General features: G+C 71.0%; 21 protein-coding genes. 6 read left to right on the forward strand and 15 right to left on the reverse strand.

Features of this window, described 5'->3' with window-relative positions:
* Positions 1–47 precede the first annotated feature (47 nt).
* From ilvC to ACWEOZ_RS25255, 4 genes are all read right to left on the reverse strand, one after another.
* Positions 48–1061 (reverse strand): ketol-acid reductoisomerase, encoded by a 1014-nt coding sequence (ilvC, locus tag ACWEOZ_RS25240; protein WP_433721600.1) that lies wholly within the window; start codon positions 1059–1061, stop codon positions 48–50.
* 18 nt (positions 1062–1079) lie between these two features.
* Entirely contained in the window at positions 1080–1595 is a 516-nt protein-coding gene (gene ilvN, locus ACWEOZ_RS25245) for an acetolactate synthase small subunit (protein WP_023561968.1), read from the reverse strand.
* 5 nt (positions 1596–1600) lie between these two features.
* Complete coding sequence (locus tag ACWEOZ_RS25250) at positions 1601–3433, reverse strand: acetolactate synthase large subunit (RefSeq protein WP_451913132.1); 1833 nt, start codon at positions 3431–3433, stop codon at positions 1601–1603.
* A 157-nt stretch (positions 3434–3590) separates the two neighbouring features.
* Positions 3591–5975, reverse strand: coding sequence for a putative bifunctional diguanylate cyclase/phosphodiesterase (locus ACWEOZ_RS25255; protein WP_451913133.1), 2385 nt, complete (start codon positions 5973–5975; stop codon positions 3591–3593).
* A gap of 145 nt (positions 5976–6120) precedes the next feature.
* Between ACWEOZ_RS25255 and ilvD the strand changes: the two genes are divergently transcribed.
* Positions 6121–7968, forward strand: a complete 1848-nt coding sequence (ilvD, locus tag ACWEOZ_RS25260) for a dihydroxy-acid dehydratase (RefSeq protein ID WP_451913134.1) — start codon at positions 6121–6123, stop codon at positions 7966–7968.
* A 97-nt stretch (positions 7969–8065) separates the two neighbouring features.
* On the opposite strand, the gene ACWEOZ_RS25265 is transcribed toward ilvD, so the two are convergent.
* The 3 genes from ACWEOZ_RS25265 to ACWEOZ_RS25275 form a co-directional block, all read right to left on the reverse strand.
* The gene (locus ACWEOZ_RS25265) at positions 8066–8524 is read right to left on the reverse strand and encodes a hypothetical protein (protein ID WP_451913135.1); all 459 of its coding nucleotides are present in this window, start codon (positions 8522–8524) and stop codon (positions 8066–8068) included.
* Complete coding sequence (locus ACWEOZ_RS25270) at positions 8524–9213, reverse strand: aggregation-promoting factor C-terminal-like domain-containing protein (protein WP_451913136.1); 690 nt, start codon at positions 9211–9213, stop codon at positions 8524–8526. Before ACWEOZ_RS25270 ends, ACWEOZ_RS25265 begins: the two co-directional genes overlap by 1 nt.
* Positions 9214–9282: 69 nt before the next feature.
* A complete protein-coding gene (locus ACWEOZ_RS25275; RefSeq protein WP_451913137.1) occupies positions 9283–9450 on the reverse strand; it encodes a hypothetical protein in 168 nt (55 codons plus the stop codon).
* A 52-nt stretch (positions 9451–9502) separates the two neighbouring features.
* Here ACWEOZ_RS25275 and ACWEOZ_RS25280 point away from each other — a divergent pair, with 52 nt between their 5' ends.
* Positions 9503–10918, forward strand: a complete 1416-nt coding sequence (locus ACWEOZ_RS25280; protein ID WP_451913138.1) for a methionine--tRNA ligase — start codon at positions 9503–9505, stop codon at positions 10916–10918.
* Here ACWEOZ_RS25280 and ACWEOZ_RS25285 read toward each other — a convergent pair.
* From ACWEOZ_RS25285 to ACWEOZ_RS25300, 4 genes are read right to left on the reverse strand one after another with little or no spacing between them, the layout of a single operon-like run.
* Complete coding sequence (locus ACWEOZ_RS25285; RefSeq protein WP_451913139.1) at positions 10902–13304, reverse strand: glycoside hydrolase family 2 protein; 2403 nt, start codon at positions 13302–13304, stop codon at positions 10902–10904. The two genes, ACWEOZ_RS25280 and ACWEOZ_RS25285, sit on opposite strands and share 17 nt — an antisense overlap.
* A 23-nt stretch (positions 13305–13327) precedes the next feature.
* Entirely contained in the window at positions 13328–14215 is an 888-nt protein-coding gene (locus tag ACWEOZ_RS25290) for a carbohydrate ABC transporter permease (RefSeq protein WP_451913140.1), read from the reverse strand.
* Complete coding sequence (locus ACWEOZ_RS25295) at positions 14212–15210, reverse strand: carbohydrate ABC transporter permease (RefSeq protein ID WP_451913141.1); 999 nt, start codon at positions 15208–15210, stop codon at positions 14212–14214. The genes ACWEOZ_RS25290 and ACWEOZ_RS25295 overlap by 4 nt, the downstream gene beginning before the upstream one ends.
* Before the next feature lie 60 nt (positions 15211–15270).
* On the reverse strand, positions 15271–16557 hold the full coding sequence (locus ACWEOZ_RS25300; RefSeq protein WP_451913142.1) for an ABC transporter substrate-binding protein: 1287 nt from the start codon (positions 16555–16557) through the stop codon (positions 15271–15273).
* 304 nt (positions 16558–16861) lie between these two features.
* On the opposite strand from ACWEOZ_RS25300, the gene ACWEOZ_RS25305 reads away from it, so the two are divergent.
* Positions 16862–17881 carry a LacI family DNA-binding transcriptional regulator gene (locus ACWEOZ_RS25305; RefSeq protein ID WP_451913143.1) on the forward strand — a complete coding sequence of 340 codons (1020 nt, stop codon included), beginning with the start codon at positions 16862–16864 and terminating at the stop codon, positions 17879–17881.
* Positions 17882–17883: 2 nt separating this feature from the next.
* Here the strand turns inward: ACWEOZ_RS25305 and ACWEOZ_RS25310 are convergent, their stop codons facing one another.
* From ACWEOZ_RS25310 to ACWEOZ_RS25320, 3 genes are all read right to left on the reverse strand, one after another.
* Positions 17884–20505 carry a putative bifunctional diguanylate cyclase/phosphodiesterase gene (locus ACWEOZ_RS25310; RefSeq protein WP_451913144.1) on the reverse strand — a complete coding sequence of 874 codons (2622 nt, stop codon included), beginning with the start codon at positions 20503–20505 and terminating at the stop codon, positions 17884–17886.
* 278 nt (positions 20506–20783) lie between these two features.
* Positions 20784–21059, reverse strand: a complete 276-nt coding sequence (locus ACWEOZ_RS25315; protein ID WP_451913145.1) for a ubiquitin-like small modifier protein 1 — start codon at positions 21057–21059, stop codon at positions 20784–20786.
* On the reverse strand, positions 21059–22135 hold the full coding sequence (locus tag ACWEOZ_RS25320) for a WD40/YVTN/BNR-like repeat-containing protein (RefSeq protein ID WP_451913146.1): 1077 nt from the start codon (positions 22133–22135) through the stop codon (positions 21059–21061). Before ACWEOZ_RS25320 ends, ACWEOZ_RS25315 begins: the two co-directional genes overlap by 1 nt.
* 64 nt (positions 22136–22199) lie before the next feature.
* Here ACWEOZ_RS25320 and ACWEOZ_RS25325 point away from each other — a divergent pair, with 64 nt between their 5' ends.
* A complete protein-coding gene (locus ACWEOZ_RS25325) occupies positions 22200–22622 on the forward strand; it encodes a PH domain-containing protein (protein WP_451913147.1) in 423 nt (140 codons plus the stop codon).
* On the opposite strand, the gene ACWEOZ_RS25330 is transcribed toward ACWEOZ_RS25325, so the two are convergent.
* Positions 22566–23492 (reverse strand): 2-hydroxyacid dehydrogenase, encoded by a 927-nt coding sequence (locus ACWEOZ_RS25330; RefSeq protein WP_451913148.1) that lies wholly within the window; start codon positions 23490–23492, stop codon positions 22566–22568. The genes ACWEOZ_RS25325 and ACWEOZ_RS25330 overlap by 57 nt on opposite strands.
* Before the next feature lie 107 nt (positions 23493–23599).
* Between ACWEOZ_RS25330 and ACWEOZ_RS25335 the strand changes: the two genes are divergently transcribed.
* Together ACWEOZ_RS25335 and ACWEOZ_RS25340 are read left to right on the forward strand one after the other, a co-directional pair.
* Entirely contained in the window at positions 23600–24769 is a 1170-nt protein-coding gene (locus ACWEOZ_RS25335) for a PQQ-dependent sugar dehydrogenase (RefSeq protein ID WP_451913149.1), read from the forward strand.
* A 51-nt stretch (positions 24770–24820) separates the two neighbouring features.
* Positions 24821–26443, forward strand: coding sequence for a metallophosphoesterase family protein (locus ACWEOZ_RS25340; protein ID WP_451913150.1), 1623 nt, complete (start codon positions 24821–24823; stop codon positions 26441–26443).
* Positions 26444–26868 lie beyond the last annotated feature (425 nt).

Here is a 26868-nt window from a genome sequence, read left to right on the forward strand (position 1 = left end):
TCGCGCGCCTGACGGCACTGCGATCCGGCGTTCGCCGGCCTGAAAGGTCAGGCTGTTTCGGTGATCGGGCGGTCGACCCAGCTCATCATGTCGCGCAGCTTCTTGCCGGTGACCTCGATGGGGTGCTCGGCGCCTTCCTTGCGGTACTGCTGCAGGCGGGTGCCGCCGGCCTCGTCGTCGGCGATGAGGGCCTTGGTGAACTCGCCGGACTGGATCTCGGCGAGGATCTTCTTCATCTCCTGCTTCACCCCGGCGTTGATCACGCGGGGGCCGCTGACGTAGTCACCGAACTCGGCGGTGTCCGAGACGCTGTAACGCATCCGGGAGATGCCGCCCTCGTACATGAGGTCGACGATCAGCTTGAGCTCGTGCAGGCACTCGAAGTAGGCGATCTCCGGCGCGTAGCCCGCCTCGGTGAGCACCTCGAAGCCCGTCTGCACGAGCGCGGCCGTACCGCCGCAGAGGACCGCCTGCTCGCCGAAGAGGTCGGTCTCGGTCTCCTCCTTGAAGGTGGTCTTGATGACGCCGGCCCGGGTGCCGCCGATCGCCTTCGCGTACGACAGCGCGAGCGCCTGGGCGCCACCGCTGGCGTCCTGCTCCACCGCGATGAGGGCGGGCACGCCCTTGCCGTCCACGTACTGGCGGCGGACCAGGTGACCGGGGCCCTTGGGGGCGACCATCGCCACGTCCACGTTCGCCGGCGGCTTGATCAGCTCGAACCGGATGTTGAGGCCGTGACCGAAGAAGAGCGCCTTGCCGGCGGTGAGGTTCGGCTCGATCGACTCGGCGTAGATCTTCCGCTGGGCGGTGTCCGGCGCCAGCACCATGATCACGTCGGCCCAGGCCGACGCCTCGGCCGGCGTGAGCACCTTGAGGCCCTGCTCCTCGGCCTTGGCGCGGCTCTTCGAGCCCTCCTTCAGGCCGACCACCACGTCGACGCCCGAGTCGCGCAGCGACAGCGAGTGCGCGTGGCCCTGGCTGCCGTACCCGATGACGGCGACCTTGCGTCCCTGGATGATGGACAGGTCGGCGTCGTCGTCGTAGAACACTTCGGCGGTCATTGATAAATCCTCTGTGAATCAGGCGGCGCGGAGCGCCGGGCCGGTGGTGATGGAACGGGATCCGCGGCCGATCGCGACCAGGCCGGACTGGACCATTTCCTTGATGCCGTACGGCTCGAGGTCGCGCAGCAACGCATCGAGTTTGTCGGGGTTGCCGGTCGCCTCGATCGTGAGGGTGTCCGGTGCGACGTCGATCACCTTTGCCCTGAACAGCTCGACCGTCTCGAGCACCTGGCCGCGCACGGTGCGATCGGCCCGCACCTTGACCAGCAGGAGCTCGCGCTGGACCGACTGCTGCGGGTCCAGCTCGACGATCTTCAGGACGTTCACCAGCTTGTTGAGCTGCTTGGTCACCTGCTCCAGGGGTGAGGAGTCGGCGTTGACCACGATCGTGATGCGGGAGACGTCCGGGTTCTCCGTCTCGCCCACCGCCAGCGAATCGATGTTGAAGCTGCGCCGGGAGAACAGTCCGGACACCCGGGCCAGCACACCGGGCTTGTTCTCCACGAGCACGGACAGGGTGTGCTTGTTCATACTGGTCACAGGTCGTCCTCGTCGAAGGCCGGGCGCACGTCCCGGGCGAACATGATCTCGTCGTTGCTGGTGCCGGCCGCGACCATCGGCCAGACCATGGCGTCCTTGCCGACGGTGAAGTCGATGACCACCGGGCGGTCGTTGATCTCCATGGCCGCCTTGATGGTGGCGTCCACGTCGTCCTTCGACTCGCAGCGCAGGCCCACGCAGCCCAGCGCCTCGGCCAGCTTCACGAAGTCGGGGATGCGGTGCTTGTGCGTGCCCAGCTCGGTGTTGGAGTAGCGGCCCTCGTAGAACAGGGTCTGCCACTGCCGGACCATGCCCAGGTTGCCGTTGTTGATGACGGCGATCTTGACCGGGATGCCCTCCAGCGCGCAGGTGGCCAGCTCCTGGTTGGTCATCTGGAAGCAGCCGTCGCCGTCGATCGCCCACACCGCGGTGTCCGGGCGGCCGACCTTGGCGCCCATCGCGGCCGGCACCGCGTAGCCCATCGTGCCGGCGCCGCCGGAGTTGAGCCAGGTGCCCGGCTTCTCGTAGTTGATGAACTGCGAGGCCCACATCTGGTGCTGGCCGACCCCGGCCACGTAGATCGCCTCCGGGCCGACCAGCTCGCCGATCCGCTGGATCACGTGCTGCGGGGCGAGGGTGCCGTCGGTGGGCTCGTCGTAGCCCAGCGGGTACCGCTCGCGCAGGTCGTTGAGCTGCGCCCACCACGGCTCGTACGCCGCGGTGCCGCCCGCCGTGGCGGAGACCGCCGCGATCAGCTCGTCGATGACGTGCCGGGCGTCGCCCACGATCGGGACGTCGGCGTGCCGGTTCTTGCCGATCTCGGCCGGGTCGATGTCGGCGTGCACGACCTTGGCGTCCGGGGCGAACGAGTCCAGCTTGCCGGTGACCCGGTCGTCGAAGCGGGCGCCCAGGGTGACCAGCAGGTCGGCCTTCTGCAGCGCGTACACCGCCGGGACCGTGCCGTGCATGCCGGGCATGCCCAGGTGCTGCGGGTGCGAGTCGGGGAACGCGCCCAGCGCCATCAGCGTGGTGACCACCGGGATGCCGGTCAGCTCGGCGAGCTTGCGCAGCCCGTCGGTGGCGCCGGCCTTGAGCACGCCGCCGCCGACATACAGCACCGGGCGCTTGGCCTGGGCGATCAGCCGGGCCGCCTCGCGGATCTGCTTGCCGTGCGGGTGCAGCGTGGGCCGGTAGCCGGGCAGGTCCAGGGTGGGCGGCCAGGCGAAGGTGGTGGCCGCCTGCAGCACGTCCTTGGGGACGTCGACGAGCACCGGGCCCGGGCGGCCGGTCAGGGCGAGGTGGAACGCCTCGGCCATGATCCGCGGGATCTCCTCGGGCGTCTGGATCAGGAAGTTGTGCTTCGTGATCGGCAGCGTGATGCCCTGGATGTCCGCCTCCTGGAAGGCGTCCGTGCCGATCGCGGGCCGGGCCACCTGGCCGGTGATCGCGACGATCGGCACCGAGTCCATGTAGGCGTCGGCGATCGGGGTGACCAGGTTGGTCGCGCCCGGGCCGGAGGTGGCGATGCAGACGCCGACCTTGCCGGTGGCCTGCGCGTAGCCGGTCGCGGCGTGACCCGCGCCCTGCTCGTGGCGGACCAGGATGTGCCGGACCTTGGAGTCGTACAGCGGGTCGTAGGCGGGCAGGATCGCCCCGCCGGGGATCCCGAACGCCACTTCGACGCCGAGCGCCTCGAGCGACCGCACGAGCGAGCCGGCCCCGCTGACGGGGGTCGGGGACACCGTGACTACGGCCGGGGTGCCGGCTGCCGCCGCGACGGTGGCCGGGGTGGCACGGTGGGCGAGGGTCTCGGGTGTGGGTCTTGTCATGGCGATTCAGACCTTCGTTCGGGATGGGTGAGCCTGGACGGTCCCGGAGCAACAAAAAAGGTCCTCGTGCCGAAGCACGGGACCTAGCGCACTGTCATCTCTCGTGATCGAGGGACAGTGCGCTCACATAAGTACTCGGGACGACAAGCACATGCGGCTAAGACTGCCCCATCTCACGGGGTGCGTCAACTGATCTCACATCTTGGTCACCCGTTCGCGAGCCGTCCTCGGTCACGAAGGCCGGGTCGGTCGGCAGCAGCGCCCTGACCTGCCGCATCCCCGGGCCCAGCATGATGACCTGGCTCCGCGCGGGCGCGCTGGGCGGCACCGGCGGACGCGCCCGCTGCACCGGGACCGGGCGGGCGCCGGACGACCGTACGGTCTCCAGCTGGGCCTGCAGGTGCTCGGCGGGCACGCCCCAGCCGAACAGCGAACCCTGGCCCAGCCGGCAGCCGGCCTCCTCGACGATCGCCCGCTGCGCCGGGGTGCCGATGCCCTCGGCCAGCACTTCCAGGCCGAGCCGGTGGCCCAGCCGGACGACCACGTCGACCAGCGGCGCCGCCGTGCCGGTGCGCGACTCCGGCTCGGCGACCAGCGCGTGGTCGATCTTCAGGATGTCCACCGGGAGGTTGCGCAGCTGCCCGAGCGAGGAGTAGCCCGCGCCGAAGTCGTCCAGCGCGATCCGGACGCCGGTGGACCGCAGCTCGCACAGCCGGCGGATCAGCTCGTCCATGTCGGTGGCCACCGCGTGCTCGGTCACCTCGAGCACCAGCCGCTGCGGCGGCACGTGGTAGCGCTCCAGCACCTCGGCGACCTGGGCGGCGTAGTCGGCGGCGTGCAGCTCCTTGGGCGACATGTTGACCGACACCCAGACGTCGTGGCCGCCGGCCAGCCACTGGGCGAGCTGCCGGCAGGCCTGGTCCAGCACCCAGGAGCCGATCATGCTGATCAGCCCGGACTCCTCGGCCACCGGGATGAACTCGTCGGGCCGGACCGCGCCCAGCTCGGGGTGGTGCCAGCGGAGCAGGGCCTCGGCGCCGACCGGCCGCATCGACGGCAGCGCGACGACCGGCTGGAAGACCAGGCGCAGCTGCTCGCGTTCGATGGCGTGACGCAGCTCGTTCTCCAGGACGCTGTGCCGGCGCAGCAGCTCGTCGTAGCGCTTCTGGTAGCGCTCGACGCGGTTCTTGCCGCGCTGTTTCGCGTACCGCAGGGCCAGGTCGGCGTCGCGCATCAGCTCGCCGGTGTCGCCCGGCGCGGGCGAGTCGGCGACGCCGACGCTCGCGGAGAGGAAGACCGAACCGTCCTCGGTCTCGTAGGGCTCGCTGAGCACCGCCAGCAGCCGCTTGCCGGCGACCATGGCCTCCTCGGGCGTGGCCCACATCAGCACCGCGAACTCGTCGCCGCCGAGGCGAGCGGCGACATCGCCCTCGCGCAGGTTGGCCCCGAGCCGCCGGCCCACCTCGGTGAGCACGGCGTCACCGACGTCGTGCCCGCGCATGTCGTTGACGTTCTTGAAACCGTCCAGGTCGAGCCCGACCAGGACCCGGGCGCGCTCGCGAACCGGCGGCTGGCGCAGCGCCCGGACCAGCCCGCGCCGGTTGGCCAGCCCGGTCAGCGGGTCGGTGTGGGCGAGCTCGCGGAAGTGCGTCTCCCGCTGGCGCAGCCGCAGGGTGTGCCGCTTGACGTCGGCCAGGGCCAGATACTGGCGGGCGACCAGCGCGAAGCCCTCGATGCTCACGCCGAGGAAGCCGAAGACGTCGAGGCGGCCGCCGACGGCCAGGTGGTAGCCGAACGCGGCCACCAGGGCGGACATCGGCACGAAGGCGTACCCGGTGTTGCGCTGGGTGACGTCGCCGACCACCTCGACCGGCCGGTCGGCGATCTTGACGGCGCGGGCCACCACGACCAGCCCGCCGGGCAGCAGCACGGCGCCCAGCAGTACGACCCCGGCCCAGCTGCGGCAGATGCCCCCGGAGAGCGCGGTGGCGGCCAGGGCCACCAGGCTGACGCCGGCGGCCACCCGGACCGTGACGTGCCGCGGCCGGTGGGCGTGCATGGCGAGCACCGCGGTCAGACCGAGAGCGATCACCGCGACACCCGCGGGCAACAGCATCGACAGGCACCGCGACGGAGTCTGATCGCCGAGCAGCCGGGTGGGCTGTGAGACCAGCACCCAGCCCACGAACCACAGCGCGGCCGCGACGACGAAGCCGTCCAGCAGGTGCCGGAGCGCCGCGCCCGGGCTCTCCGCCGCGCCCGGCAACATCAGCGTGCCGACCAGCAGCGTCAGGGTGCCCAGGGCCATCGCCACGGCGACGGCCGAGGCCAGCCGCATCGGGGCATGCACCAGGAACAGGTTGCTGAGCAACCCGGCGAGCGCGGCGGCGGTGGCTATCGCGGCACCCGCGGCCAGCAGCAGATGGGCCCGGCGGGCAGCACCGGTGTGCTTACGGCCGGAGTTGGCCAGAAGGGCGACAGCCGGGACCGCGACCACGAGGCTCGCCAGCCCGGCCAGCTCCACGCCGGACGGTGAGTGCACGGGAACACTCTGCCGTACCGGAGCACATTTCGGGAGCCGACCGATCGACCGGTTTCGAACCGCAACACATGATCGCGTCCCGCGCAGTGGACTGGGTGTCGCCCGGCACAGGCGCGGTCCTTACCCGCGGTGGCAGTATGTAGTAATGCCTGAGCTGCGCTCCCGGACCTCGACCCACGGTCGGACGATGGCCGGCGCGCGCGCCCTGTGGCGCGCCACCGGCATGACCGACGACGATTTCGGCAAGCCGATCGTCGCCATTGCCAACAGCTACACCCAGTTCGTGCCCGGTCACGTCCATCTCAAGGACATGGGCGGTCTGGTCGCCGACGCGGTGTTCGAGGCCGGGGGTATCGGGCGCGAGTTCAACACCATCGCGGTGGACGACGGCATCGCCATGGGCCACGGCGGCATGCTCTACTCGCTGCCCAGCCGTGAGCTGATCGCCGACGCGGTGGAATACATGGTGAACGCGCACTGCGCCGACGCCCTGGTCTGCATCTCGAACTGCGACAAGATCACCCCGGGCATGCTGATCGCCGCCCTGCGGCTCAACATCCCGACGGTCTTCGTCTCCGGCGGCCCGATGGAGGCCGGCAAGACCGTCGCCATCGAGGGCGTGGTGCACGAGAAGCTCGACCTGGTCGACGCGATGAGCGCCAGCGCCAACGAGAACGTCACCGACGCCCAGCTCGACACCATCGAGCGCTCGGCCTGCCCGACCTGCGGGTCCTGTTCCGGCATGTTCACCGCCAACTCGATGAACTGCCTGACCGAGGCGATCGGCCTGGCCCTGCCGGGCAACGGCTCGACGCTGGCCACCCACACCGCCCGCAAGGCCCTGTTCGAGCGGGCCGGTTCGCTGATCGTCGACATCGCGAAGCAGTACTACGAGAACGACGACCAGAGCGTGCTGCCCCGGGCCATCGCCAGCCGCGACGCCTTCGAGAACGCGGTCGCCCTGGACGTGGCGATGGGCGGCTCGACCAACACGGTGCTGCACCTGCTGGCCGCCGCTCGCGAGGCCGAGCTGGACTTCAGCGTGGCCGACATCGACGCAGTGTCGCGCCGGGTGCCCTGCCTGTCGAAGGTCGCCCCGAACAGCCCGAAGTACCACATGGAGGACGTGCACCGCGCCGGTGGCATCCCGGCCCTGCTCGGCGAGCTGAACCGCGGCGGCGCCCTCCGGCAGAACGTGCGCTCGGTGCACTCCCCCGACCTGACCAGCTGGCTGGAGACCTGGGACATCCGCGGCGGCAACGCGAGCGAGGAGGCGCTGGAGCTCTTCCACGCCGCGCCGGGCGGGGTGCGCACCACCCAGCCGTTCTCCACGACCAACCGCTGGGCGACGCTCGACACGGACGCGGCCGGGGGCTGCATCCGCTCGGTCGAGCACGCGTACACGGTCGACGGCGGCCTGGCCATCCTGTTCGGCAACCTCGCGCCCGACGGCTGCGTCGTCAAGACCGCCGGCGTGGCCGAGGAGCTGTGGAAGTTCAGCGGCCCGGCCCGCGTCTTCGAGAGTCAGGACGCGGCCGTCGACGGCATCCTCGGCAAGCAGGTCCTGGCCGGCGACGTCGTGGTGATCCGCTACGAGGGACCCCGCGGCGGGCCGGGCATGCAGGAGATGCTCTACCCGACCTCGTTCCTGAAGGGCCGCGGCCTGGGCAAGGCGTGCGCGCTCATCACGGACGGCCGGTTCTCCGGCGGCACCTCGGGCCTGTCCATCGGGCACGTCTCCCCGGAGGCGGCGTCCGGCGGCCTGATCGCCCTGGTCGAGACCGGTGACGAGATCACCATCGACATCCCCGGCCGCACGATCACCCTGAACGTCTCGGACGAGGAGCTGGCCCAGCGCCGACACACCCAGGAACGCCGGCCGAAGCCGTACACCCCGGCCGACCGGCAGCGCCCGGTCTCGGCGGCGCTGCGCGCCTACGCCTCGATGGCCACCAGCGCGAGCGACGGCGCCTACCGCAAGGTCCCCGAATAATCTCGTACGGGGTCAGCGCACAGCAGAAGCAGCACCGGCCGACCGGCCGCCACCCACGGAGCTTCGTGCGTGGCCGGCCGGTCGGCCGCCTTCCGGGCTAAGCCGGTCTGATACCGAGCGCCGCGAGCAGTTCGTCGAAGGTTTCCTCGGCGAAGACGTTCGTGGCGTCCAGAGCCGTCCGCACCGCCTCGCCGTCCGCCGTGAGACCGGCCTCGGCGGCCCAGGCCAGCGCCGGTGCCGTCACCTCGGCCGTGGTCGTCCCGAGCTCGGGAGCGCCGTAGTCGGCGGCCTTCTTCGGATGCAGGTAGACGTGCCAGTAGCCGCCCGCCGGTGTCGCCGCCTCGACATCGGCGACGTCGCTGTCGAGGATGAAGGCCGTGATCGCCGGTGCTCCGGTCTCCGCCACCAGCATCCGCAGGGCGTTGCGCAAATCGCCGTCCAGCTGCGCGGCCCGCCACCCGCCCGCGTAGGACGACTCGTCGAGCACGTCGGCGTCAGCCAGCGCGGTGAGCGGCTCCGCCGATCGCGCGACCACGATCCGGCCGGTGTAGCCCATCAGTAGGACCCCGTGCTCTCGGACCGCGACCAGGCCCCACACGGCGTCTTGTACCGGCCCTTGATGTAGCCGAGGCCCCATTTGATCTGCGTCGCCGGGCTGTTCTGCCAGTCCGCGCCGGCCGAGCTCATCTTGCTGCCCGGGTAGGCCTGCGGGATGCCGTACGCACCGGAGCTGGGATTGCGGGCCCGGTGGTTCCAGCCGCTCTCCTTGTTCCACAGCTTGTTGAGGCAGCCGAACTGGCTGACCGGGAAACCGGCGTCGATCATCAGCGCGCACCCGATGGCCCGGTTGCCCTTGAACTCGTTGCACGACGAGGGAATCGGCCCGTCGAAGCCCACGGTCCCGTTCCTCTTGGCCTCGGCCCGGCGCTTCTCGTCGGCCTTCTTCTCGATGGCCCGGCGGTTCAGCATGCGCGCCTTGCCGGCAGCAGCCTTGGCCGCCGTGCCGGCCTTGGCCGCGGCCTCCTCCTCGGCCTGCCGCCGCTGGGCCCGGGCCGCCGCGTGCTGGCCGTGCCGCTCCTTGAGCAGACGCAGATCCGCGGCGTCGGCCTGCACGACAAGGCCGGCCTGGTCGCCGGCGAGCTGCTCGGTCTGATGCTCACCGAGATACACACCGCCGATGAGACCGCCCACGAGCAGACCCACCGAGCCCACCCGGATGCCGATCCGGCTCCAGAGCCGATCCACCTGAATCCTCCGTCGCTTCGATGACGCGACGACCACCTTGGCCCAATCAACGACGGAAAGGAATAGCGATCACCGACGATGACCGGAATCACATGAGTTGTCGCCGTCCTGGTCGCCGATAAAGCGGTGGCTGCGGGTCCGGCGCGCTGCCAGCATGAGGTTCATGCAGCCGCCGCGCCCGTCGATGATGCGCCCCTTCGCGGGGCCGTTCGGCGTGCGGTAGTCAGCACCGGACAAGTCCTCGCCTCGGGCGGGGACGGCGTGCTCGGGGCGGGGCGGAAGAGGGAGCATGACCTTCTACGTCACCACCGCCATCCCGTACGTGAACGCGCCGCCGCATCTCGGTCACGCGCTCGAGCTTGTGCAGGCCGATGTGCTTGCCCGGCACCGCCGGCAGCGCGGCGAGCGGGTCCGGTTCCTCACCGGGACCGACGACAACGCGCTCAAGAACGTCGCCGCCGCCCGGGCTGCCGGGGTCGGGGTCGGCGCGTTCGTCCGCGCCAACGCCGACCGGTTCGCCGGCTTGCGGGAGCCGCTGGAGTTGTCGTTCGACGACTTCATCCGGACCGGGTCCGACCCACGGCACGCGCTCGGCGTGACCGCGCTGTGGCGGCGGTCCGCGGCCGACTTCTACCGGCACAGCTACACCGGTCTCTACTGCGCCGGTTGTGAGCAGTTCCTGGACGAGTCCGGCTGCGCGGAGCACCCGGCCGTCCCGGAACGGGTCGAGGAGACCAACTGGTTCTTCCGGTTGTCCCGCTATCAGGGGCGGATCCTCGACCTGCTGGAGTCCGGGCAGGTGCGCGTCGAGCCCGCGGCCCGGCGCAACGAGGCGTTGGCGTTCGTCCGGGCCGGGCTGCGCGATCTCAGCGTCTCGCGGCCCGCCGCGCGCGCCGGCGGCTGGGGCATTCCGGTGCCGGACGACCCTGACCAGACCGTCTATGTCTGGTGGGATGCGCTGGCCAACTACGTCACCGCGCTGGGCGACGGGGATGAGCTGCGCACCTGGTGGCTCGGCTCGGATGAACGCGTCCACGTCATCGGCAAGGGCATCGTGCGTTTCCATGCCGTGTACTGGCTGGCGTTGCTGCTGTCCGCCGGATTGCCGCTGCCCACCACGATCCTGGTGCACGACTACCTGACCGTGGACGGCGCGAAGCTGGCCAAGAGCGCCGGCAATGCCGTGGATCCGGTCGCGCTGGCCGACCGCTTCGGCGTGGACGCGGTGCGCTGGTGGCTGCTCAGCGAGGTCGCGCCGGTCGGCGACACCGACTTCACCGTCGAGCGGCTGGTCGCGCGGGCCGATCGGGATCTCGCCAACGGCCTGGGCAATCTGGTCAACCGGACGCTCACCCTGGCCCGCCGGCACGGGCGGATCCGGCCGGCCGCCGTGGAATCGGAACTGCCGGAGCGCATCGATGCCGCCCTGCGCGCCGGCGACTTCCGGGCGGCCACCGGCGCGCTGTGGGACGACATCGCCCGTGGCAACCGGCTCATCGAGGCCACGCAGCCCTGGAAGCTGGCCGATCCCGGGCCGGTGCTGGCCGAGGTGCTCGGCCTCTGTCAGCTGCTGGCCGGCGAGCTACGGCCGTTCCTGCCCTCCGGCGCCGATCGGCTGGCCGGACAACTGCGCTGCGACGGGCCGCCGCGCCCGGTGTTCCCGAGGCTGGGCGCGGCGGCGCCGGCGGTCAGACCAGATCGTTGACGCAGCGCAGCACCGGGCGGGTGGACAGAGCCGTCGGTTCCAGCCCGGCCCCGCCGCGGATGACGAACGTCGCCGACTCGCCCGGCAGCAACGTCACCCCCGCCTCGTCCACCTCGGCCGCCGGGTCGAGGCGATCCGGCGACAGGGTCAGGTCGCGCAGGATGTGATGCGCGGTGATCTTGACCCGCGCGTCCGGGCCCACCGCCTCAAAGACGGCGTCGAACTTCGCCGGTGGCCAGGCGATGTCCTTGTCCTCGGCGAAGAACCACCAGGCCCGGTGCTCCTCGGCCTCGGCGACCAGCACCTCCGCCGTGGCGTCGGCGGCTGCGCCGACCTCCGCGGGCAACGGCAGCGTCGTGGCCGCGCCGGGTGCGACGGTCGCGTCGAGCGTCACCTCGGCCAGCACGAGCCCGTCGAGGGTACGGCGGGAGACGACCGCCGACACCGTCCACGGCTCCACCGAGTCGTTGACCGCCACCAGGGCCGGACCGCCGTCGCGGGGCTGCACGGTCAGCAGGCGCGGGGCGAAGGAGCGGCGCAGGGCGTACCAGAGGGGCTTCTTGCGGCCGTCGCCGTCCACGGCCGCCCAGGAGGTGACCGGCCAGCAGTCGTTGAGCTGCCACATGATCGTGCCCATGCAGTGCGGGCGCAACGACCGGAAGTGCTCGATCCCCAGCGACAGCGCCCGGGCCTGGTTCAGCTGGGTCAGGTAGTGCCAGTCGTCGAAGTCGCGGGGCGCGGGCAGGTGGGCGTCGAGGCCGCGCTGCAGTTTGGCGTCGCCGTCCGCTGCCTTCTGGTGCGCCTGCATGCCCGGTGAGTCGTGGCTCAGCGGCTCGTCGCTGATGGCCCGGCGCAGGGTCGCGTACGCCGGGGGTGCCTGGTAACCGAACTCGGCGACGAACCGCGGCCGGTACTCGCGGTACTTGGTGTAGTCGTCGGTGTTCCAGACGTCCCAGATGTGCATGGTGCCGTACGCGGGATCGTTGGGGTGCTTGTCGTCCCGGCCCGAGTACGGGCTGCCCGGCCAGTACGGCCGGCTCGGGTCCTCGGCGGCGACGATGCCCGGGAGCACGTCGAAGTAGTAGCCCGCACCCCACGTCCTGTCGCCGAGCGCCGGCTTCCAGTCCCAGTCCTCGTGGCCCCAGATGTTCTCGTTGTTGCCGGTCCACATCATCAGGCTGGGATGCGGGGCCAGCCGCACCACCTGCTCGCGGGCCTCCGCCATCAGCTCCGAGGCGAAGGGCTCCTCCTCCGGGTACGCCGCGCAGGCGAACAGGAAGTCCTGCCCCACCATCAGCCCGAGCTCGTCGGCGAGGTCGTAGAAGTCCTCGGACTCGTACCGGCCGCCGCCCCAGATCCGCAGATAGTTGACGTTCGCGTCGATCGCCTGGGCGAAGCGGGCGGCGAGGCGCTCGCGGGTGACCCGGTTGGCGAAGACGTCATCGGGGATCCAGTTGACGCCCCGCACGAAGACCGGGACGTCGTTGACGATCAGGGTGAACGCGCTGCCGTCGGCGTCGGGTGCGGTGTCGATGCGCACGTCACGGAAGCCGACCTTGCGGGACCAGGTGTCCAGTTCGCCGTCCGGCCCCGACGCGGTCACCTCGAGGTCGTAACGGGGCTGGTCCCCGTACCCGATCGGCCACCAGAGCTCGGGATCGCGCACGGTGAGCGAAAGGACGGCCTCGTCGCCCTCGGTCGTGGTCTCCACGCGCTCGCCGGCGACGGTCGCGGTCAGGGTGACCGGTCCGGCGGTGTCCCGTTCGAGGCGCACGCGCACCTCGACCGTGCCCACCCCGTCGGCCACGGTGACCTGCGGGCGGACCTCGGCCAGCCGGGCCAGCGACCAGCTCGACAGGCCGATCTCCTGCCAGATGCCGGCGGTCACCAGTGTCGGACCCCAGTCCCAGCCGAAGTTGCAGGCCGTCTTGCGGATGAAGTTGAACGGCTCGGGATAGGCGTTGGGCCGGTCGCCGAGCCGGTCCCGCTGCGCCTCGGCATAGCTGTACGCCGAGGTGAAGTGGATCCGCAGCTGGTTCTCACCGTCGCGCAGCGCGTCCCGCACGTCGAAGCGGTAGCTCCGGTGCTGGTTGGCGGTGCGGCCCAGCTCGACGCCGTTGAGCACGACGGTGGCGACGGTGTCGAGCCCGGCACAGACCAGGTCCGTGCGGCCGGCGCCGGGCTCGTGCTGGAACACGGTGTCGTAGACCCAGTCGGTGCGCCCGATCCAGGCGAGCTTCTTCTCGTTCTCGTCCAGGTACGGGTCGTCGATCAGGCCCGCGGCGAGCAGGTCGGTGTGCACACAGCCGGGCACGGTGGCGGCGACGCTGTCCACGTCGCCGCCGCTGAGCGCCCAACCCTCGTGCAGAGGTCGGTACGAGGTCACGCTTCTCCTTATGCGTCCTGCGGTCAGGACTTGACGGCGCCTTCCATGATCCCTCGCACGATCTGCCGCCCACCCAGTGCCAGCAGCACGAGCAGCGGAACCGTGGCGGCGAACGCGCCCGCGAGCACCCGGCGGTAGATGACGTAGTTACCGCTGGCGAGGTCGGACAGGGCCACCATCGAGGTGGGGAACTCGGTGCCGTTGAGCTGGATCAGCGGCCACTGGAACTCGTTCCAGGTGGCCACGAAGGTCAGCAGGCCGAGCACCGCGAGCGCGGGCCGGATGGCCGGCAGCACGATGCTCCAGTACACCCGCATGGTCAGCGCGCCGTCCATGCGCGCCGACTCGATCAGCTCGTCCGGCACCGCGTGCATGATGAACTGCCGCATGTAGAACACGCCGAACGCGCTCACCAGGAACGGCGCGATGACCGACAGCAGGGTCCCGTTCCAGCCCAGCTTGCCCATCAGGATGTACAGCGCCACGATGCCGAGCTGGTTGGGCACGGTCAGGGTCAGGATCACCACGATCATGAGCTTGTCCCGGCCCGGGAACCGCAGCTTGGCGAACGCGAAGCCGGCCAGCGAACAGAAGAACAGCGTGGACGCCGTCACCACGAAGGCGACGATGAAGCTGTTGATCAGCGAGGCCGCGAAGTACACCTGCTGCAGGGTGAAGACCTCGCGCAGGTTGTTGACGAACTCGCCGCCGGGGACCACCGACGGCGGGATCTGCGCGACCGCCTCGTCGGTGCTGGTGGCGATGACGAACATCCAGTACAGCGGGAACGCCGACAGCCCGAGCACGGCGACCAGGGCGACGTAGGTACGCCAATTGCCGCCGGTGTCCTGGGGTGCGCGGCCGATCTCGGCGCGGCGGCGCGGCTTCAGCCGAGGTGCGGTGGCGGTCATCGGCGTCCTCCTCCGAGGCGGTTCGTCGCCAGGGCGTTCAGGGCGGCGACGATGAGGATGATCACGAACAGCGCCCACGACATGGCGGCCGCGTATCCGAGGTTGAGGTCCTTCCAGCCGACCTTGTAGATCAGCTGCGCGATGGTCTGCCACTGCCCGTTCGAGCCGCCGGACGCGGCCGCCGGGTTCTCCTCGAAGAGCATCGGCTCGTTGAAGAGCTGCAGGCCGCCGATGGTCGACAGGACCACCGTGAAGATCAGCACCGGCTGGATCATCGGCACGGTGATGCGCCACAACTGCCGCCACGGCCCGGCGCCGTCGACGGCCGCCGCCTCGTAGACGTCCTTCGGGATGGACTGCATCGCGGACAGGTACAGCAGGGCGTTGTAACCGATCCACTTCCAGTTGACCATCGTGGCGATGGCGATCCACGAGCTCCACTTGTACGCCCGCCAGTCCAGCGGCGTGTCCTGGCCGAAGCCGACGAGCGACAGCAGCCAGTTGGCCATGCCGTTGTCACGGGAGAAGAACACGGCGAAGACCAGCGTCGACGCGGCCACCGGGGTCACGTACGGCAGCAGCACGCCGACCCGCCACCAGGTGTTGCCGCGCAGCTTGCGGTTGAGCAGGTTGGCCACCATCAGCGCGATCAGCAGCTGCGGCACGGTGGCCAGGATGAAGATGCCGAACGTGTTGCCCAGCGCGTTCCAGAAGGCGTCGTCGTGGATGAGCCTCTCGAAGTTGGCCAGGCCGGCCCAGCCGGTGAGGGTCGGGTCGTCGAGCCGCCAGTTGCGCAGCGCGACGATGCCGTTGAAGACGATCGGGAACAACCCGAAGATCGCGAAGAGCAGGAAGAACGGCGAGATCAACAGGTACGGGACGCGCTTGTTGTCGAAGCGGTGGAGCCAGTTGCGTTGCTTGGGCGCGGACTCGGAGGCGCGGCGGTGCGCCGGTTCGGGATTCGCGGTCGGCGGCGCGCTACGGGTGAGGGACACGGCCACTCCTTCCAGGGAGCAGCGGGGCGGCCACCCGGGCCGCCCCGCCGTCGTTTCGCTTTAAGAAGTGGCTGCCTTCTGGGCCGCCTTGACCGCCTCGGGCCAGGCCGCGTTCGACTTGAGCGAGCCCTGCTGGACGCGGGTGATCACGTTCTCCACCGCGACCCGGGTCGGGCCGTTCTTCTTGCCCAGGTACTGCGGCTTCAGGCCCTCCGCGGTGGAGGCGAAGATCTGCCCGGTGGGCGCGTTGCTCATGAACTCCTTCTTGTAGTCCAGCACCGCCGGGTCCTTGTACAGCGCGGGCTGCGAGGGCAGGTTGCCGACGGTCTTGAAGACCTCGATCTGCTGGGCCGGCTGAACCATCCACTCGACGAACTTGTAGGCCTCGTCGGCGTTCTTGCCCTGCTTCGGGATGGTCCACCAGGAGCCGCCCCAGTTACCGCCGCCGCCGGGGATCGTGGCGATGTCCCACTTGCCCTTCTGGTCGGGCGCGGTGTCCTGGATGTGGCCGAGCATCCACGCCGGGCAGGCCAGCACGGCGAACTGGTCCTTCTTGAAACCCTGGTCCCAGTTGGGCTGGAAGCTGGCGAGGTTGGCCGAGAGGCCGGCGTCGATCGTCTTCATGGCGACGTCGAACGCGACCTTGGGGCCGCCCTCCATCTGCAGCTGCTCGGACTCGTCGTAGAAGCCCTGCGGCTGCTGCGCGAGCACCGGGTTGAACATGTTGGTGCCGGAGTCCACGAACTTCTTGCCGGTGGCCTTGGTGTACTTCTGGCCGGTGGCGATGAAGTCGTCCCACGTCGTCCAGAGCTTCGAGACCGACTCGCGGTCGGTCGGCAGGCCGGCCTTCTTGAACAGGTCGGAGCGGTAGCACATGGCCAGGCCGCCGACGTCGGTGCCGAGACCGATCTGGGTCTTCTTGTCGGTGGACATCGACTGCTGCCACTTCCACGGCAGGTACTTCGACTCGTAGCTCGCCGCACCCTTGTCGAGCAGGTTGACGAACTTGTCGCTCTGTCCGCGGAACTGGACGATGAAGCCCTCGTCGATCGCGGAGATGTCCGGGGCGCCGCTGCCGGCGACCAGCTTCTTCTGCAGGTCCTCGTGCTGGGCGTTGTACTCGCCCGAGTTCAGCACGATCTTGACGTTCGGGTGGTCCTTCTCGTACGCGGCCTTGAGCTTGTCGAGGCCCATGTCACCCCAGAAGTTGACCTTCAGGGTCACCTGTCCTTGGGCGGCCTTGTCGCTGCCACCCTCGAGGTCCTGGCCACTGCAGCCCGCAAGAACCAGGCTTCCGGCAAGGCCGGCGGCGATCAGCGCCACGCCCCGCTTGGCGAACCGTTCCATTACTCCTCCACCCAGGGAAAGTGCTTTGAGAATTTACTGAACCGGATAAGTGACGCGACCGTATGACGCGGCTCACGTGCTGTCAAGAGCGTGTTTCATATTGATGTCATCGCCCGTTACCAACCGCTGTAAGCACCCGTAAATCGGGGCAAAACCACCACTATGCTTCTGTGGGGTTACGCGATCGGTTGTGGTCTGCAACACTTAACCGATCAAGTTCCCAGCCCCCGCCAGGGGCATGGTGGAGCGAGGTAGCGTGAGAGCGCTCCACTGGCGATGTTCCTGGAAGAGAGAGGCGACCCGAGTGAAGCGGCCGACGATCGCCGACATCGCGCGCAGAGCCGGCGTGTCCAAAGGGGCGGTGTCGTACGCGCTGAACGGGCAACCGGGCGTCTCCGACGCGACCCGGCAGCGGATCGTGGCCATCGCCCAGGAGATCGGCTTCAACCCCAACAGCGCCGCCCGCGCCCTGTCCGGGGCCAGCGCCCGCGCGGTCGGCCTCACCCTGTGCCGGCCCGCCCGCATACTGAGCATCGAGCCGTTCTTCATGGGCCTGATCAGCGGTTTCGAGCAGGAGCTGGCCGCCCGGTCGTACGCGCTGACGCTGCAGGTGGTGGCCACCCCGCAGACCGAGACCGAGGTCTACCGCCGATGGTGGGGCGAACGCCGGGTCGACGGCGTGTTCGTGACCGACCTGCGCGAGAACGACATCCGCATCCCGGTGCTGAACGAGCTCCAGTTACCGGCGGTGGTGATCGGCGGCCCCGGCGACACCGGGAAGCTGGCCCAGCTCTGGTCCGACGACGCAGGCGCGATCACCGAGGCGGTGGGCTACCTGATGGCGCTCGGCCACCGGCGCATCGCCCGGGTCGGCGGTCTGCCGGATCTGCTGCACACCCAGACCCGCACGCGCGCGTTCACCGAGGTCTGCGCGTCACTGGGGCTGAGCGAGGCGATCACGGTCCCGTCGGACTACACCGGCGAGGAGGGCGGCCGGGCGACCCGCCGTCTGCTGATCAACGCGGAACGCCCGACGGCGATCATCTACGACAACGACGTGATGGCCGTGGCGGGTCTGTCGGTGGCCCAGGAGATGGGCCTGTCGGTGCCGGGCGACCTGTCGATCGTGGCCTGGGACGACTCCCCGCTGTGCTCCCTGGTCCACCCGCCGCTGACCGCCCTGAGCCGGGACATCGCGGCGTACGGGGCTCACGCGGCCCGCCAGCTCCTGGCCGCGATAGCCGGCGAGCCGGTGGGCGACGAGGAAGAGGGAACGGCCCACCTGACTCCCCGCGGAAGCACCGCCCCACCCCGGGAGCATTGAGCTCAGGACGCCCGGTGCGTGTCCAGGTACGCTTCCATGCGTTCCGCCGGCGCCGGCCTGGCCAGCGCGAATCCCTGCCCGTAGAGGCAGCCCGCGCGCCGGGCCCGCTCGATCTGCTCCGCCGTCTCGAGCCCCTTGGCGACCGTCTCCAGGCCCAGCCGGCGCCCCAGGCTGACCACCACGTCGATCACCGCCGGGCCGACCGCCGGCTCCGGCGGGGTGTTCACCAGGATCTGGTTCAGCTTGAGCATGTCGACCGGCAGCCTGCGCAGGTGCGACAGCGACGCCTGGCCCGCGCCGAAGTCGTCCAGCGCCGCCCGGACGCCCAGCTTGCGCAGGCCGGTCAGTGACGCCACCACCGCCGGCAGGTCCTCGGCGACCCAGGCTTCCTGGACCTCCACGACCAGGCGTTCCGGTCCCAGGTCGTGGCGGTTGAGGATCTCCGCCACCCGTTCCGGGAAGCGGGCCGTCAGCAGCTCGCGGGGCGACACGTTCACCGACAGCCAGAAGTCGCTGCCACCGGCGCTCCAGCCGGCCAGGTGCCGGCAGGCCGCGTCGAGAACCCATTCGTCCAGCTCAGCGGCACAGCCGACCGCGCGGGCGATCGGCAGCAACTCGGCCGGCATGATCGTGCCCAGCTTCGGGTGCCGCCAGCGCAGCAACGCCTCGACGCCGACCGGCTGCTCGTCGCTCAACGAGACGACCGGCTGGAAGACCAGGTCGAGCTCGCCGCGCTCGACCGCACCGAGCAGCTCGCGTTCCAGGTCCATCCGGCGGTGCAGCTGCATCTCGATGTCGGTGTCGTACCACTCGACGCGGTCGTGGCCGAGCTGCCGGGCCCGGCTGCGGGCCAGGTCGGCGTGGCGCAGCACCTCCTCGGAGTCGCTGCCGCCGGTCAGCTCGGCCAGCCCGACGCTGGTGTGCAGCTCGACGATCGTGCCGGGCAGCTGGTACGGCTCCATCAGCAGCGTCACGATGCGGGTGGCCAGCGCGTACGCGAGCACCGCACCGTCGGTGGTCAGCACCGCGAACTCGTCACCGCCGAGCCGGGCCGCCACGTCGTCCTCGGCGAGCAGGCTGCGGATCCGCCGGCCCACCTGGATCAGGACGGCGTCGCCGATCTCGCGGCCCTTGCTGTCGTTGATCTCCGCGAGCCCGTGCAGATCGATCACGAGCAGGGTGCCGTGCTGCCCCGCGCGGCGCCGGTGCTCGAGCAGGTCCCGCATCAGCGCCCGCCGGTTGGCCAGACCGGTGAGCTGGTCGGTGTACGACAGCTTGTGCAGGGTGCGTTCGAGGTGCCGCCGCTCGCCGACGTCACGGACGTGCACGACCAGGGCGGCGACCTCGGGCACCGAACGCTGGTCGGCCACCGTGGACTCGGTGTCGCGCCACATCCCGTGCCCGTCGCGGATCCGGGCGGTCAGCAGGGCAGGCGGGCCGTCGTCGTGCTCGCCGGAGAGCAGCGTCTCCAGGCCGGCCTGCGCGCCGGGGACATCCTCCGCGTGGATGAGCTCCAGGAACGTGCGGCCGATGACCTCGGAATCGGCGAGACCGAAGAGCCGGGCCGCAGCCGGCGACTGCCAGCGGACGGTCAGCTTGTCATCGAGCACCAGCGTCAGATCGGTGGCGCCGGCGACCAGCGAGCGGAAGTGCGCCTCCTTGGTGCGCAGCTGCCCGGTGTAGCGGCGGATGTCGCTGACGACCAGCAGCTCGCGCATGGTCAGGACGGCGACCATCGAGATGCCGAGCAGCACGGCGGTCTTGTCGAACTGCCCGAGAAAGGCGAGGTGGTACAGCGCGGCGACGACCCCGATGCCGGCGGGCACGGCGAGCAGCGGATAACCGGAGAGGTACTGGTCCCTCTCGCGCGGCGCGGGGGCGTCGGGCACGTTGCGCCGGGAGCCCCCCTCCGCGGTGAGACCCAGGCCGGCCACGAGCGGCAGACCGAAGACCGTCACGACCCATCCGGCGCGGTCCGACAGGATGAGATCGGCCGCGGCACAGAGCGAGAGCAGCACGAGGATGGCGCCACCGCCGCACCGCAGCGCGGCCGGACGGTGCAACCGGGCCCGCAGCACGATCACCGTGACGATCGAGATGCCGGCCGCGGCGAGCAGGACACAGATCAGCGCCGCGACCGGGGTGTGCTTCATGGGCGTGACCAGGTACGCCGCGAAGCCCACGGCGACACCGAGCCCCAGCCCGTCGAACGCGCGCCGCAGCCGGACCGCGACCGTCGAGGCCGCGCCGGGCAGCAGCATGGTGCCGAGAATGTAGAGAACCGCGGCGGCGCCCACCCCGGCGGCGGCGTAGAAACCCCGGCCGGGCGGGTCGGCGACGAGCACCGCGGTGGTCGCGCCGGTGGCCAGCGCGCCCATCCCGATGAAGCCGGCGCCGCGACAGGCCGCGAACGTGCCGTCCCGGTGGTGGATCACCAGGGCGGTGTGCACCAGGACGGCGGTGGCCCAGACGGCGACTCCGCCGACGCCGACAGCCAGCGCGGCCGGGTCGGGGATCAGGCCGATCAGGGCTGCGACCAGCACAAGGGCGCCCGCCGCCGGGGCGGCCAGGAAGGCCACCCGGTGGCGCCAGGTGCCAAGACGCGCGGTGGGCTGCACTGCCACGTGGGGGGTGATCCTCTGCGGACGGTGAGGGCTGGGCGGACCAGGCGGCGGCGACCAGGGGAAGTCACTGCACCCACACCGGGTAACGAGTGTCCCCCGGACAGGTTACGTGCGCGCGGTCTCGCTGCGCACGTCGAGATCGTCGGGTATGGACAGCCGCAGGGCAATCCAGCCGAAAGATTCCGCAAGCGTTTCCCGGCAGCCAGCAGCGCCAGCGGCCGTTCCGTCAGCCGCCCGGCCGCGCCGATCCTCTGCCCGGGCGTCCGTGCCCCCTGCCCTCAGCCGCCGGCGACCGACGGAAGCACCTGGATCTCCGCACCGCCCGGCACCGGCGTATCCAGGCCGCCGGAGCGGCGGCAGTCCTCCCCGTCCACATAGACGTTCACATACCGCCGCAGCGCACCGCTCTCGTCGCGGATCCTTCGTTCCAGCCGGGGCCACCGCTCCCGGATCTCGTCCAGGATCGCGCCCAACGTCCCGCCGTCTCCCACCTCGAGATGCGCCGCGCCGCCGGCCTCGGCGCGCAGCATCCCCGGGACCAGCACTGTCGGCATCAGAGGCTCGCCGCCCGCACGCACAGCACGTCAGGCAGGTGCGCCGCCACGGACGTCCAGCTCTCGCCCTCGTCGCGGCTCGCGAACACCTCGCCCGAGCGGGTGCCGAGATAGACACCGGCCGGCTCCGCGTCGTCCGCGCACATCGCGTCGCGCAGCACCACCTGATAGAACGGCTCCTCGGGCAGGCCCGCCTGCTGCGGCTCCCAGTGCTCACCAGCGTCGGTGGAGCGGAACACCCGGCAGCGCAGCTCGACCGGCTCCCGCTGCCCGTCGCTGACCAGCGGGAAGCTCCAGATCGTGCCGCCGCGGCGGGGATGCGCGACGATCGGGAAGCCGAAGTCGGCCGGCAGCGTCCCGGCGATGGACTGCCAGGTGTCGCCCCCGTCGACCGTGCGGTAGACGCCGTGGTGATTCTGCGCGTAGTAGCGCTCCGGGTCGGCGCCGTCGCGGGCCACCTTGTGCACGCACTGGCCGAACTCGGGCCACGGGTCGGGCAGGAAGTAGGCCTTGATGCCGGTGTTGGCCGGCGCCCAGGACGCACCGCCGTCGGTGGTGCGATAGACGCCGCCGGTGGACATGGCGACCAGCACCCGGTCGGGGTCGTCGGGGTGCGGCAGGACGGTGTGCACCGCCTGCCCGCCGAAGCCGGCGCCCCACTCGGGCCGGTGCGGGTGGTCCCACAGGGCTCGGACCAGCTCGTACGTCCGGCCACCGTCCTCGGAGCGGAACAGCGCGGACGGCTGGACCCCGGCGTAGACGACGCCGGAGGCGGCCGGGGTGATCTGCCAGACCCGCTCGACGGCCACGCCGGTGTCGGCCGGGAAGGCCAGCGGGGCGACATCCGGCTCCTCCCAGGTGGCCCCCAAGTCGTCGCTGATGGCGACGCTGGGGCCGAAGTGGGAGCTGTCCACCCCGGCCAGCAGGCGGGGCCGCGGTCCGCGGTTGTCGATGGCGACGGCATAGATCGACATGCCGGGGAAGTGCGCGGGGCTCAGCTGCCAGCTCCGCCGGTCGTCCTCACTCGTGGCCAGGAAGAGGCCTTTCTTGGTGCCGATGGCTATCAGCTCGGTCATGGCCAGCAGTATCCCCGCCCGGTCCGACAAAAACGCCGCATCCGGCGGGTGCGAGGATGAGAACGTGAGTCGACCCGCCCTGCGCGTCCGCAAGTCCGGCGCCCTCGTCGTCGCTGCGCTGATCGCGTTCGTGGGCACCGCCCCGTTCGCCGGAGTGACCTGGCAGCTGACACCGTTGCTGCTGATCCCGCTGGCCGTGCTGATCTGGGCGCTGCGGGCCGGCACCGACGTGGGCCCGGCCGGCCTGCGGGTGCGCGCGCTCTTCGGCAGCGTCGACATCCCGTGGTCCCGGGTCGACCAGCTCGGGCCGGACGACCGCGGCCGGGTGTCCGCCCTGCTCACCGACGGCAAGGTGATCCGGCTGACCGGCGTCACCACCGCCGACCTGCCCGCGGTCATCGCGGCCGGCGGGCAGGAGCTCCGGGACGACTCAGTAGCCGTCGACGACCCGGTTGACGAGCGGCTCCCCGGCGGCGAACCGACGTAGCTGCTCCCCCGCCAGGCGGTAGGCCCGGGGCAGCAGACCGACGACGGCCCCGCCGATGTGCGGGGTGATGAAGACGTTGGGCAGCTCCCACAGCGGGTGCCCGACGGGCAGCGGCTCCGGGTCGGTCACGTCGAGCGCGGCACCGATCCGCCCGGAGGCGACCTCGGTGAGCAGCGCCGCCGTGTCGACGACCGGTCCGCGTGCCGCGTTGACCAGCAGGGCCCCGTCGGGCAGCGCCGCCAGGAAGGAACCGTCGACCAGCCCGCGGGTCTGCTCGGTCAGCGGTACGAGCAGCACCACGATCTCGGCCTGCGGCAGCAGGCCGGGCAACTCGCCGACCCCGTGCACGTCCTGGTCGGGACGCGCGGTGCGGGCCACCCGGGTCACGGTGACCTCGAACGGGGCCAGCCGCTGCTCGACGGCCCGGCCGATCGAACCGGCTCCCACGATGAGCACCCGCTTGCCGGTGAGCTCCTCGGTGGGTGTGAACGCCGCCGGGGCCCACTCGCGCCGCTGCTGGGCGCGGGCGAAGGCCGGGAACTGCCGCAGCGAGCCGATCGTGGCGCCCAGGACCCATTCCGCGACCGCCGCGTCGTGCACCCCGGCCGCGTCGCACAGCTGCACACCGGCGGGCACGTGGCCGACCCAGTTGTCGGCACCGGCCGAGAGCAGCTGCACGACCCGCAGGCCGGTCAGCTTCGGCAGCAGGTCGGAGGCGCGCACGGTGGAGCTGAACGGTGGCACCCAGAACCGGACGTCCGTGGGGTCCGACGGCAGCGTGGCCGCATCGGCGCAGACCTCGACCTCGACGCCGTCCGGCACGTCGCCGAGCAGCTCGCGGCCCTTCTCGTGGGCGATCCAGACCTTCACCGTGCCAACCTAGCCGCGCCGGGCGCCGCCTGCCCGGCCGGAGATCCAGGTGTGCCGGACGTCCCAGCCGGCCCCGCTACCCTGGACCGGGGAAACGAGGAGGTCGTGTGATCGAGCGCAGTCGCCGGTTCCGAGCGGGCGCCGTGACCCTTGGCGCCGTGCTGGCCCTGACCACCGCGTGCAGCTTCGGTCCGCCGGAGCCCGATGTGGCCGGGGAACCGCCGAATCTGCCGGCCCCGTCCGTCTCCGCCGATCCGGACAGCAGCAGCGGCGGCGAGGCCACGGCGGCGGCCACGGTTCTGGCCAAGGACCTCGAGGTGCCGTGGGGTCTGGCTTTCCTGCCCGATGGCGCCGCCCTGGTGACCGAGCGTGACACCGCCCGCATCCTGCAGGTCGGTCCGGAGTCGGACGCCGAGGGACTCAAGGTCACCGAGGTGCAGCGGCTCACCGAGCCGGAGCCGGGCGGCGACGGCGGCCTGCTGGGCATCGCCGTCTCCCCGAAATACAAGACCGACGCCACCGTCTTCATCTACTACTCGACGGCGAAGGACAACCGCGTCGCCAAGCTCAAGCTCAAGGGCAAGCCGGAGCCGATCCTCACCGGCATCCCGCACTCGGCGAACGACAACGGCGGTCAGCTCGCGTTCGGCCCGGACGGCATGCTCTACGTCACGACGGGCGACGGCTCGGCGACCGGCAACCAGGCGCCGGACCCGAAGAGCCTCGGCGGCAAGATCCTGCGGATCACCACCGCCGGCAAACCCGCACCGGGGAATCCGGTCAAGAACTCGCCGGTCTGGTCGTCCGGTCACCGTAACGTGCAGGGCATAGCCTGGGACGCGGCCAAGAAGATGTACGCCAGTGAGTCGGACCAGAAGAAGTCCGGCGAGCTGAACGTGATCGAGAAGGGCAAGAATTACGGGTGGCCGAAGGCGGACGGCGCCAGTTCGGACGCCAAGCTCACCGCTCCGGTGGTGAGCTGGCCGATCGGCGACTCGTCCTGCGCGGGTGTGGCGGTGCTGGAGCGGATGGTCGCGACGGCCTGCCTGCTGGGCCAGCGGGTGTGGATGGTCGACATGACCGAGAACGGCACCCTGCTGGGTCAGCCCAAGTCGGTCCTGGCCGGTGAGTACGGCCGGCTGCGTGGGCTGGTGGCCGCCCCCGACGGCTCGTTCTGGGTCACCACGTCCAACCGGGAGAAGGGCGCCGAGCCGGGACCGGACGACGACCAGATCATCCGGCTGGTGTTCTCCGACGGCGGAGCCGGCCGGAGCTGACCGTCTTCACTGTTTGACGACCAGCGCACGGGGGCAGGTGAGCCGGCGACCATGAACGAGAAGATCTTGCGGGCCCGCGACGCGGTGAGCCGTACCTGGCAGCGGCCGTGGGCCCGGCGCCTGTGCGTCTGGGCGGCGGTCGTGGCCGTCAGCCTGACCGGCGTCGTCGTCGGCACGATGCTGTTCGCCCAGTCGGAGGTCGCGGTGGGCCCGTTCCGGGCCGACATGTCGATCAGCCCGTCGATCGAGGGCGGCACGGAGGTGCAGATCCCGCCGCTGGGTTCGCTGCACCTGGACAGCCACGACGGCCCGATCCACCTGAAGGTGGACCTGGGCTCGCTGGACCAGGAACGCACCGAGGCGCTGATCGACGATCCGACGGCGATCAGCGCGGCCGGGCAGTCGGCCGTGGACGATGTGACCAAGGGCGTGCTGCAGCTGGGGCTGCGGGCGCTGGGCGCGGCGATCGTGTGCGCGCTGATCCTGTCGGCGCTGATCTTCCGCAACATCCGGCGGGTGGCGGCGGCCGGGGTGCTGGCGCTGGTGGTGACCGGCGGCAGCCTGGGGCTGGCCGCGGGCACGATCCGGCCGGACTCGATCAGCGAGCCGAGGTACGAGGGCCTGCTGGTCAACGCGCCGGCGGTGGTCGGTGACGCACGGCGCATCGCGGACAACTACGGCCGGTACGCCGACCAGCTCCAGCAGCTGGTCAGCAACGTCAGCCGGATCTACACGACGGTGTCGGCGCTGCCGGTGTTCGAGCCGTCCGGTAACACCACCCGCATCCTGCACGTGTCCGACCTGCACCTGAACCCGACGTCGTGGGGTGTGATCCGTACGGTCGTGAAGCAGTGGGACATCGACGCTGTGGTCGACACCGGCGACATCGTGGACTGGGGCAGCAACGCCGAGACCTCGTACGTGAGCAACATCGGCCAGCTCGGAGTGCCGTACGTGTACGTGCGCGGCAACCACGACTCGCTGGCGATCCAAGAGGCCGTGGCCCGGCAGAAGAACGCGATCGTGCTCGACGACACCACGGTGACGATCGACGGCCTGACATTGGCGGGCATCGGCGACCCGGAGTTCACGCCGGACAAGAGCGAAAACCCCCCGGCCGACGCGGACGAGCCGGTCACGTCCCCCCTGCTGACCAGCGGCGAACGCCTGGCGACGACGATCCGCGCGGCACAGACGAAGGTGGACGTGGCGCTGGTGCACGACCCGGCGATGGCGCCACCGCTGTCCGGGGTGGTGCCGGTGGTGCTGGCCGGCCACACCCACAAGCGCGAGGTGAGCGTGCTGGCGGCGCCGTCCCCGGCACCCTCCTCGTCGGTGGCCCCGAGCGAACCGGCGCCGAGTGCGTCGTCCGGGGTGACGCCGCCGCCGCAGGAGACCCGGTTGCTGGTGGAGGGCTCAAGCGGGGGCGCAGGCCTGCGCGGACTGGAGAAGGAGGAACCGACGCCGCTGATGATGTCGGTCCTGTACTTCGACGAGACGCACGCGCTGAAGGCCTACGACGACATCCAGCTGGGCGGCACAGGCGAGCAGAACGTGACGATGCAGCGCAAGGTCGTCGGCAAGGACGAGCCAGAACCCACCACGGACCCGTCGGTGATCAGCGGCGTGACCCCGGAAATCCGCCCCAACGGTAGCGCGCCCCCCGGCCGCTAACCCGCCGGCCCGCTGACGACCCCAGGCGCCGCAACGACGCAAGCCGCTCAGCGCAGCCAAGCCAGACAGCACCCGGCCAAGCCAACCACCCAGCGCGGCCAAGCCAAGCCGCCTGGCCCGCGCCGGGCCGGCCACGCGGCATCCGGCCAAGCGAGGCCGCACATCACCGCCAAGCCAAGCGGCCCGGCCGGGCCGAGCCCCGCAGCGCGGCCAAGCCGCCCGGCCCCGGCCAAGCCGCCCGGCCCGGCCCGGCCCGGCCGCGGAGCATCCGGCCAAGCGAAGCCGCACAGCACCCGCCCAGGCAAGCCGCGCGACCCCGGAGCGGCCCGGCCAAGCCGCACGGCACCCGGCAAGCCAAACCACCCGACGCGGCCAAGCCGCCTGGCCCGGCCCGGCCCGGCCCGGCCGCGCAGCATCCAGCCAAC

It is taken from the genome of Actinoplanes sp. NPDC004185 (genome assembly GCF_053603475.1).

Coding starts and splice junctions, on each gene's coding strand:
- ACWEOZ_RS25265 (WP_451913135.1), bottom strand. CDS start 8,524: ATGGGCTACACCGGCCGGATCGTGGTCGCGCGATCGGCGGAGCCGCTC.
- ilvD (WP_451913134.1), top strand. CDS start 6,121: ATGCCTGAGCTGCGCTCCCGGACCTCGACCCACGGTCGGACGATGGCC.
- ACWEOZ_RS25290 (WP_451913140.1), bottom strand. CDS start 14,215: ATGACCGCCACCGCACCTCGGCTGAAGCCGCGCCGCCGCGCCGAGATC.
- ACWEOZ_RS25340 (WP_451913150.1), top strand. CDS start 24,821: ATGAACGAGAAGATCTTGCGGGCCCGCGACGCGGTGAGCCGTACCTGG.
- ACWEOZ_RS25250 (WP_451913132.1), bottom strand. CDS start 3,433: ATGACAAGACCCACACCCGAGACCCTCGCCCACCGTGCCACCCCGGCC.
- ilvC (WP_433721600.1), bottom strand. CDS start 1,061: ATGACCGCCGAAGTGTTCTACGACGACGACGCCGACCTGTCCATCATC.
- ACWEOZ_RS25300 (WP_451913142.1), bottom strand. CDS start 16,557: ATGGAACGGTTCGCCAAGCGGGGCGTGGCGCTGATCGCCGCCGGCCTT.
- ACWEOZ_RS25320 (WP_451913146.1), bottom strand. CDS start 22,135: ATGACCGAGCTGATAGCCATCGGCACCAAGAAAGGCCTCTTCCTGGCC.
- ACWEOZ_RS25280 (WP_451913138.1), top strand. CDS start 9,503: ATGACCTTCTACGTCACCACCGCCATCCCGTACGTGAACGCGCCGCCG.
- ilvN (WP_023561968.1), bottom strand. CDS start 1,595: ATGAACAAGCACACCCTGTCCGTGCTCGTGGAGAACAAGCCCGGTGTG.
- ACWEOZ_RS25315 (WP_451913145.1), bottom strand. CDS start 21,059: ATGCCGACAGTGCTGGTCCCGGGGATGCTGCGCGCCGAGGCCGGCGGC.